The organism is Streptomyces sp. 150FB, from assembly GCF_000818195.1.
Classification (GTDB): Bacteria; Actinomycetota; Actinomycetes; order Streptomycetales; family Streptomycetaceae; genus Streptomyces.
The window spans coordinates 7285985-7295299 of sequence record NZ_JTHL01000001.1; the positions used below are offsets into that span (position 1 = coordinate 7285985).

Here is a 9315-nt window from a genome sequence, read left to right on the forward strand (position 1 = left end):
ACAGTGCCGGCCGGGATTCCCCGGCCGGCACTGTGCCTGCCGCTCCTTTTACGTGGTTGAGCAAGTCGCTTGCAGCGCTTGCGATAGTCTTGCGTGTATGACGCGACGACTTGCTCAAGTGGCGAAAAAGGTTGGGGTCAGCGAGGCCACGGTCAGCCGGGTGCTCAACGGCAAGCCAGGGGTCTCGCAGGCAACGCGGCAGTCCGTGCTGACCGCCCTGGACGTCCTCGGCTACGAGCGGCCCACACAGCTCCGCGGCGAGCGCGCGCGGCTCGTCGGACTGGTGCTGCCGGAGTTGCAGAACCCCATCTTCCCCGCGTTCGCCGAGGTGATCGGCGGGGCGCTGGCCCAGCAGGGCCTGACCCCCGTGCTCTGTACGCAGACCAAGGGCGGCGTCTCCGAGGCGGACTACGTGGAACTCCTGCTCCAGCAGCAGGTGTCGGGCGTGGTCTTCGCCGGGGGTCTCTTCGCACAGGCCGACGCGCCGCACGATCACTACAGGCAGCTTGCGGAGCGCAAGATTCCGGTTGTGCTGATCAACGCGCCCATAGAGAACCTCGACTTCCCCTGCATCTCTTGCGACGACGCCGTCGCCGTGGAGCAGGCCTGGCGCCATCTCGCCTCGCTCGGCCACGAGCGCATCGGGCTGGTGCTCGGCCCCTCCGACCACGTGCCGTCCAGGCGCAAGCTCGCCGCCGCGCTCGCCACGGCGAAGGCCGCGAAGGCGAAGCTCCCCGACGAGTACATCGAGCGCGCCATGTTCTCCCTGGAGGGCGGCCAGGCGGCCGCCTCGCGCCTGCTGGACCGCGGGGTCACCGGCATCATCACGGCGAGCGACCCGCTGGCCCTGGGGGCCGTACGGGCGGCCCGCAGGCGCGGCCTTGACGTGCCGCGCGAGGTGTCGGTCGTCGGGTTCGACGACTCCGCGTTCATGAACTGCACCGAGCCCCCGCTGACCACCGTCCGCCAGCCCATCGAGGCGATGGGGCGGGCCGCCGTCGAGATGCTGACCGCGCAGATCCAGGGCGGCGCCGTACCGCCCGGCGAGCTGCTCTTCGAGCCGGAGCTGGTCGTACGGGGCTCGACGGCGCAGGCCCCCCGGCCGGCCGCGATCCGCGCCGAGGCGGGCGCCCGTACCTGACGCCCGGTCACCCCTTCCCGCGTCCGGACGATTGCTGAGGCCATGCCGTACATCGGTGTGGCCTCAGCAATTTTCTTATGTGGTCCTCGCAAAAGGCGAACATCCGAGGCGGTCTTCCCTCCATGGGGGGAGATGTGCTCCCTGTGATCACGCGTCGATGTCTACGGGATCGGGCCCGCATCCTCTACGTCGGCCGGATCCCCGCGAAGCAGGGCGAGTTGCCCCCCGGAGGCGGTGAAAAGCGAGGGGCCGGGGGCCCTGGACCACCATCGGTCGATGCAGGTAACTGTCAAGTATTTGCGAAATCGGAGCGACATATTGCGGACATCCGTAGTTAGTGGTTGAGTGAGCGCCGCCACACAGCGAGCGGCTGTGGGTTTCACCACGCTCCTGCCCAAGAGGGGTCCCACCGATGAGAAGTCCCGCGCTCCGCCGTACGTGTACCGCCGCGATAGCCTCCGCGCTTGCCCTTACCGGACTGGCCGCCTGTGGCTCGGGCAGTGAGGACTCCGCGGGGGGCAAGACGCAGATCAGCGTGAACTGCGAGCCTCCCAAGAGTGCCAAGATCGACCGCAAGAGCTTCGAGGACGACATCACGGCGTTCGAGAAGGCGAACCCCACGATCGACATCGTCGCCCGTGACGCCTTCCCCTGCCAGGACCCCAAGACCTTCGACGCGAAGCTCGCCGGCGGCCAGATGGAGAACGTGTTCTACACGTACTTCACCGACGCCAAGCACGTGGTCGACATCAACCAGGCCGCCGACATCACCTCGTACGTCAAGAACATGAAGGGCTACAGCGACATCCAGCAGTCGCTGCGCGACGTCTACACCGTCGACGGCAAGGTCTACGGCGTCCCGCGCACCAACTACTCGATGGGCCTGCTCTACAACAAGAAGCTCTTCGCACAGGCCGGTCTCGACCCCAACAAGCCCCCGGCCACCTGGGAAGAGGTCCGCGCCGCCGCGAAGAAGATCGCCGGCATCGGCAAGGGCTACGTGGGCTACGCCGACTACAGCGCGCAGAACCAGGGCGGCTGGCACTTCACCGCCGAGATGTTCTCCCAGGGCGGTGACGTGGTCACCCCCGACGGCAAGAAGGCGACCGTCGACACCCCCGAGGGCAAGGCCGTGCTCCAGAACCTCAAGGACATGCGTTGGGGCGACAACTCGATGGGCACCAAGCAGTTGCTCATCCTGAACGACGTCCAGCAGATGATGGGCGCCGGCAAGCTCGGCATGTACATCTCCGCCCCGGACAACATCCCGATCCTGGTCAAGGAGAAGGGCGGCAAGTACGAGGACCTCGCGCTCGCCCCGATGCCGGGCGGCAAGGGCACCCTGGCCGGCGGTGACGGCTACATGTTCAACAAGAAGGACACCCCGGAGCAGATCAAGGCCGGGCTGAAGTGGCTCGAAGCCCAGACCAACACCCCGGGTTCAGGCCTCAACAACTGGAAGCGCGCCAGCGCGAACAAGGCGCCCGTCGGCCTGCCGGAGCCGCGCCTGTGGACCGGCGCCACGGACAGCAAGGACCTGGCGCTGAAGAAGCAGTACGCCAACGTCCCGGTCGAGAACTACCAGCCCTTCCTCGACGGCAGCCAGCAGCTCACCCTCAAGCTGGAGCCGAAGAACGCCCAGCAGATCTACTCCGTCCTCGACGGAGCGGTCTCCGCCGTCCTCACCAAGAAGGACGCGGACATCGACGGGCTCCTGAAGGACGCCCAGACGAAGATCGACGGAATCCTGGCGCGAGGCTGACGTAGCGATGACGACTGCCCAGGCTCCTCAGCGGTCCGCCGCAGCGCCTCCCCCCGACTCGGGGAAGCGCCCGGCGGGCCGCGGGGGCGGCTCTCCAGGCCCCCTCCGCCGCAAGCTCTCCCATCAGGCGCGCGCCTACGGCTTCCTGCTCGGCGGCCTGCTCTGCTTCGCGCTGTTCTCCTGGTATCCGGCGATCCGCGCGGTGATCATCGCCTTCCAGAAGTACACCCCTGGCTCGGCCCCGGAGTGGGTGGGAACCGACAACTTCACCGCGGTCTTCCAGGACCCGGAGTTCGGTACGGCCTGGCGCAACACGCTCGTCTTCACGGCCATCGCCCTGCTGATCGGCTTCGCCGTCCCGTTCCTGATGGCGCTCGTGCTCAACGAACTCCGCCACGCCAGAGCCTTCTTCAGGGTGGTCGTCTACCTCCCGGTGATGATCCCGCCGGTGGTCAGCGCCCTGCTGTGGAAGTGGTTCTACGATCCGGGCGCCGGCCTCGCCAACGAGGTGCTCGGCGCGCTGCACCTGCCCACCTCGAACTGGTCGAACGGCTCCGACACCGCGCTGATCTCCCTCGTCATCGTCGCCACCTGGGCCAACATGGGCGGCACGGCCCTGATCTACCTCGCCGCGCTCCAGGGGATCCCCGGTGAGCTGTACGAGGCGGCGGAGCTGGACGGCGCCAACATCTGGCAGCGCGTACGGCATGTGACGATCCCGCAGACCCGCTTCATCATGCTGATGCTGATGCTGCTCCAGGTCATCGCCACCATGCAGGTCTTCACCGAGCCCTTCGTGATCACCGGGGGCGGCCCCGAGAGCTCCACGGTCACGATCCTCTACCTGATCTACAAGTACGCGTTCCTCTACAACAACTTCGGCGGAGCCTGCGCACTGAGCGTCATGCTGCTGGTCGTCCTCGGCCTCTTCTCCGCCCTCTACCTGCGGTTCACCCGCACCGACGACTGAGAGGAGCGCAGCGCCATGACCCAGATCGCGCCGCCTCCCCGGCAGGCAGCACCGGCGCCCGTCGAGGCCGCTGAGGCCCCCGGTAAACGACAGGCGGGGACCGCCGTACGTACGCTTGTCTCACCGCTCACGCTCGCGAGCACCCGGGGCAAGACCTTCTACTGGATCATCTTCGGCGCCGTCGTGCTCGTCTTCGCGCTGGCGTTCCTGTTCCCCGTGTACTGGATGGTCTCGGGGGCCATGAAGTCACCGGACGAACTGCTCCAGACACCGCCGACGCTGATCCCCAAGACCTGGCACATCAGCGCGTACACCGACGCGTGGGATCTGATGGACCTCCCCACGCACCTGTGGAACACGGTGGTGCAGGCAGCCGGCGCCTGGATTCTCCAGCTCGTCTTCTGCACGGCGGCGGCCTACGCCCTGTCCAAGCTGAAGCCGGCCTTCGGGAAGGTGATCCTGGGCGGCATCCTGGCCACCCTGATGGTCCCGGCCCAGGCGCTCGTCGTCCCCAAATACCTGACCATCGCCGACCTGCCGCTGATCCACACGAGTCTGCTCAACGACCCGCTGGGGATCTGGCTGCCGGCCGTCGCCAACGCCTTCAACCTCTACCTGCTCAAGCGGTTCTTCGACCAGATACCGCGCGATGTGCTGGAGGCCGCGGAGATCGACGGCGCGGGACAGCTCCGTACGCTCTGGTCGATCCTGCTGCCCATGTCACGGCCGGTGCTCGGCGTCGTGTCCATCTTCGCGCTGGTCGCGGTCTGGCAGGACTTCCTCTGGCCGCTGATGGTCTTCTCCGACACCGACAAACAGCCCATCAGCGTCGCCCTCGTCCAGCTCTCCCAGAACATCCCGCTGTCGGTGCTGATCGCCGCCATGGTCATCGCGAGCATCCCGATGGTCGCGATGTTCCTCGTGTTCCAGCGTCACATCATCGCCGGCATCAGCGCCGGCGGGACCAAGGGCTGACCGCCGCCCGGGACGCCGCCGCCCGTGCGGCGGCGCCGCCCGGCCGCCCCGGCCCCGGCCGCACAACCTGCGCACCGCCGTCGTCCATCTCTGTCCCCGCTGTGGGACGGCGGTGCGCAGCCCGCGAACCACCCTCGCCTCGTCACGGAAGTCACCGCCGTGAAGGCCATCGCACAAGGTCGAAAGGAACGCCGCATGGAAGGCAGCCCTCTGGAGCCCGCCGACAGGAACTGGTGGCGGAACGCCGCCATCTACCAGGTCTACGTACGCAGCTTCGCCGACGGTGACGGCGACGGTACCGGCGATCTCGCCGGTGTGCGCGGCAGGCTGCCGTACCTCGTCGAACTGGGCGTCGACGCCCTGTGGTTCACCCCCTGGTACCTCTCGCCGCTCGCCGACGGCGGCTACGACGTGGCGGACTACCGGGCCATCGACCCCGCCTTCGGCACCCTGGCCGAGGCCGAGAAGCTCATCGCCGAGGCGCGTGAGCTGGGGATCCGTACGATCATCGACATCGTGCCGAACCATGTCTCGGACCAGCACGCCTGGTTCAAGGCGGCGCTCGCCGCCGGATCGGGCAGCCCCGAGCGCGCTCTCTTCCACTTCAGGACCGGACGCGGCGCCGACGGCGAGATCCCCCCGAACGACTGGGTCGGCGAGTTCGGCGGCACGCCCTGGACCAGGCTCGACGACGGGGAGTGGTACCTCCACCTCTTCGCCCCCGAGCAGCCCGACCTCAACTGGGACCACCCCGCGGTGCGCCAGGAGCACGAGGACATCCTGCGCTTCTGGTTCGAGCGGGGAGTGGCGGGCGTACGGATCGACTCGGCGGCCCTGCTCACGAAGGACCCGGCGCTGCCCGACTTCACGGCGGGCCGCGATCCGCACCCGTACGTCGACCTCGACGAACTGCACGACATCTACCGCGCCTGGCGTGCCATCGCCGACGAGTACGACGCCGTCTTCGTGGGCGAGGTGTGGCTGCCCGACACCGAGCGCTTCGTCCGCTACCTGCGCCCCGACGAGCTGCACACGGCCTTCAACTTCACCTTCCTGACCTGCCCCTGGGACGAGGGCCTGCTGCGGTCGGCGATCGACCGGACGCTCGCCGAGCACGCGCCGGTCGGTGCTCCCGCCACCTGGGTGCTCTGCAACCACGACGTGACCCGTACGGTCACCCGCTACGGGCGGGCCGAGACCGGCTTCGAGTTCGCGGCCAAGGTCTTCGGCACCCCCACCGACCTGGAACTCGGCACGCGCCGCGCCCGCGCTGCGGCCCTGCTCTCGCTGGCGCTCCCCGGCGCCGTCTACCTCTACCAGGGCGAGGAACTCGGCCTTCCCGAGGTGGAGATCCCACGCGACCGCATCCAGGACCCGATGCACCTGCGCTCCGGCGGTGTGGACCCGGGCAGGGACGGCTGCCGGGTCCCGCTGCCCTGGACGGCCGAGGCACCGTACGCGGGGTTCGGCTCGGCGGCCGAGCCGTGGCTGCCGCAGCCCGAGGGCTGGGCCGCGTACGCCGCCGATCTCCAGGCGGACGACCCGGGCTCCATGCTCGCCCTCTACCGCGAGGCGCTGCGGCTGCGCCGTACGGAGCCGGGCTTCCACGACGGCGGACTGAGCTGGCTCGAAGCGGCTCCCGGCGTGCTGTCCTTCAGCCGGGGCGACGGCCTGGTCTGCGTCCTCAACTTCGCGGCCGAGCCCGTCCCGCTCCCCGCGGGCGCGCGCACCCTGCTCACCAGCGGCCCGCTGGACGACGGCGGCCTTCTGCCGCAGGACACGGCGGTCTGGCTGCGCCAGTAGGAACCCGCCGGCCGGCGCCTCGGCCGTCCCGCCGATCCTTCATCCCCACGACCACTCGCCCCCACGGCGAGCCGGAGGCCCCGGCCTCCTTGAAACCCTCCCCCCACGGAAGGCGCAGGACCCGACATGAAGAAGCGTGTCAGGAACATATCGGTAGCCATCGCGACCTCGGTCGCGGTCGGTGCGACAGGGCTCGTCCTCGTGGCCCCCACGGCGAGCGCGGCGGCCACGGCCGACGCGAGTCTCCCCTTCACCTCGGTCGAGGCGGAGAGCGCCACCACGAACGGCGGCAAGATCGGTCCCGACTACACCCAGGGCTCGCTCGCCTCGGAGGCGTCGGGACGCCAGGCGGTGCAGCTCGGGGCGGGCCAGAGCGTGGAGTTCACGCTGCCCAGGGCGGCCAACGCGGTCAATGTCTCGTACAACGTGGGCAACGGTCAGTCGGGCAGCCTCGCCGTGTACGTCAACGGCCAGGACACCGGCAAGAAGATCGCACTCACCAGTAAGTACTCGTACGTCGACACCTCCTGGATCGTCGGGGCCAAGACCCACCACCTGTTCGACAACGCCAGGCTCCTGCTCGGCCAGAACCTGCCGGCCGGCGCCAAGGTGAAGCTCGTGCCGAGCATCCAGGCGACGATCGACGTCGCCGACTTCGAGCAGGTGGCGGGCGCGGCCACGGCGCCCGCCGGATCGGTCTCCGTGGTCTCCAAGGGCGCCGACCCGAGCGGCAACGGGGACTCCACGCAGGCCTTCCGCGACGCCATCAGCGCGGCCAGGGGCGGCACTGTCTGGATCCCGCCGGGCGACTACAAACTGACCTCGTCGCTGAGCGGTGTGGAGAACGTACAGCTCAAGGGCGCCGGCAGTTGGTACTCGGTGGTGCACAGCTCCAGCTTCATCAACCAGAGCGGCAGCGCGGGCAAGGTGGGACTCCACGACTTCGCCGTCATCGGCGAGGTCACGGAGCGCGTCGACAGCAGCCCCGACAACTTCGTCAACGGCTCGCTCGGTCCCAACTCGTCCGTGTCCGGCATGTGGATCCAGCACCTGAAGTGCGGCCTGTGGCTGACGGGCGACAACGACAACCTCGTGGTGGAGAACAACCGCATCCTGGACACCACGGCCGACGGGCTCAACCTCAACGGCGGCGCCCACAACGTGCAGGTGCGCGGCAACTTCCTGCGCAACCAGGGGGACGACAGCCTCGCCATGTGGTCGCTCAACTCGCCCGACACGGGCAGCACCTTCTCCAACAACACCATCTCCCAGCCGAACCTGGCCAACGGCATCGCGATCTACGGCGGTACCGACATCACCGTCAAGGACAACCTGGTGCAGGACACCAACGCGCTGGGCAGCGGGATCGCGATCTCCAACCAGAAGTTCGCCGACCCGTTCTCGCCGCTGGCCGGCACCATCACCGTCTCCGGCAACACGCTCGTCAGGACCGGGGCGATCAACCCCAACTGGGGGCACCCGATGGGCGCGCTGCGGGTCGACGCGTACGACAGCGCCATCGGCGCGACCGTCAACATCACCAACACCACGATCACGGACAGCCCGTACAGCGCCTTCGAGTTCGTGTCCGGCAGCGGTACGGGCAAGGCCGTCCAGAACGTGAACATCGACGGAGCCACCATCAACAAGGCCCGCACTGTGGTGGTCCAGGCCGAGACGCCGGGCTCGGCGAAGATCAGCAATGTGAAGGCGTCGGCGGCCGGCGCCGCCGGAATCTACAACTGCCCGTTCCCGTCGGGCAGCGGCACCTTCACGGTGAACGACGCCGGCGGCAACTCCGGCTGGACCGCGAAGTGGAACGACTGCAACACCTGGCCGCAGCCCAAGTAGGGCCGCGGGTCGGGCCACGGGCCCCGTTCGCTCAGGGCAGTTCCTGGGGCGGGCGGGGCCCGTTGTACTGCCCGCTCGGGCGCATCCGCAGCGGGCGCTCCTCGTACTCCTCCAGCGCGTGCGCGATCCAGCCCGCCGTACGGGCCACAGCGAAGACGGTCTCGCCCGCCTCGGCCTCCATCGCGCCGGTCACCGACAGGACGGCCAGCGCCAGGTCGACATTGGCGTGCAGCTTCACATGGCGGGCCGTGGTCGCCTCCACCTCGCGCGCCGCCTCCAGCACGGGACCGGCGCCGGGAAGCTCGCGCAACACAGCGAACAGCGCCTCGGCGCGCGGGTCGGGACCCTGGTAGAGCCGGTGGCCGAGTCCGGGTACCCGCCGTCCCGCCCGCAGATGGTCCGCCACCACGGCTGCCGCGCTGCCGCGCTCCAGGACCTCGGTGAGCATCCGGTGGGCCAGGCCGCTGGCGGCGCCGTGCAGCGGTCCGTCCAGCGCGCCGAGACCCGCCGAGACCACGGCGTACGGATGGGCGCGCGCCGAGGCGGCGACCCGGGCGGCGAGTGTGGAGGCCGCCAGGTCGTGGTCGATGAGCAGGGAGAGCGCGGTGTCCAGGGCGCGTACGGCCGGCTCACCGGCGGGCAGCGCCGTCAGCCGGGTCCACAGCCGCCAGGCCAGACTGCCGTCCCCGTCGCGGGGCTCGCCCGCCTTGGGAAGCGCGTCGACGAGGGTCGGGATCAGCGTCCGGGCCGTTCCGAGCACCGCCTCGCGTGAGAGGTCGAAACGCAGCGGGTCGGCGACCGCCGCCGCGATGG

General features: G+C 69.3%; 7 protein-coding genes. 6 read left to right on the plus strand and 1 reads right to left on the minus strand.

Annotated elements, in window-relative coordinates:
* The first annotated feature begins 97 nt into the window (after nt 1–97).
* The 6 genes from QR77_RS31220 to QR77_RS31245 all read left to right on the plus strand — a co-directional run bounded on the left by QR77_RS31220 (nt 98) and on the right by QR77_RS31245 (nt 8502).
* Entirely contained in the window at nt 98–1141 is a 1044-nt protein-coding gene (locus tag QR77_RS31220; protein WP_040025362.1) for a LacI family DNA-binding transcriptional regulator, read from the plus strand.
* 412 nt (nt 1142–1553) lie between these two features.
* Nucleotides 1554–2903: an extracellular solute-binding protein gene (locus QR77_RS31225; RefSeq protein ID WP_040025363.1), complete on the plus strand. Its 1350-nt coding sequence runs from the start codon at nt 1554–1556 to the stop codon at nt 2901–2903.
* A gap of 7 nt (nt 2904–2910) precedes the next feature.
* Nucleotides 2911–3873, plus strand: coding sequence for a sugar ABC transporter permease (locus QR77_RS31230; RefSeq protein ID WP_040025364.1), 963 nt, complete (start codon nt 2911–2913; stop codon nt 3871–3873).
* 15 nt (nt 3874–3888) lie between these two features.
* Nucleotides 3889–4848 carry a carbohydrate ABC transporter permease gene (locus QR77_RS31235; RefSeq protein WP_040025365.1) on the plus strand — a complete coding sequence of 320 codons (960 nt, stop codon included), beginning with the start codon at nt 3889–3891 and terminating at the stop codon, nt 4846–4848.
* Between the two features lie 195 nt (nt 4849–5043).
* Nucleotides 5044–6651, plus strand: a complete 1608-nt coding sequence (locus QR77_RS31240; protein WP_040025368.1) for a glycoside hydrolase family 13 protein — start codon at nt 5044–5046, stop codon at nt 6649–6651.
* A 126-nt stretch (nt 6652–6777) separates the two neighbouring features.
* Nucleotides 6778–8502, plus strand: a complete 1725-nt coding sequence (locus tag QR77_RS31245; protein WP_040025370.1) for a glycosyl hydrolase family 28-related protein — start codon at nt 6778–6780, stop codon at nt 8500–8502.
* Nucleotides 8503–8533: 31 nt separating this feature from the next.
* Here QR77_RS31245 and QR77_RS49340 read toward each other — a convergent pair.
* On the minus strand, nt 8534–9315 hold a 782-nt coding region (locus tag QR77_RS49340; RefSeq protein ID WP_040025372.1), incomplete at its 5' end, for a citrate/2-methylcitrate synthase.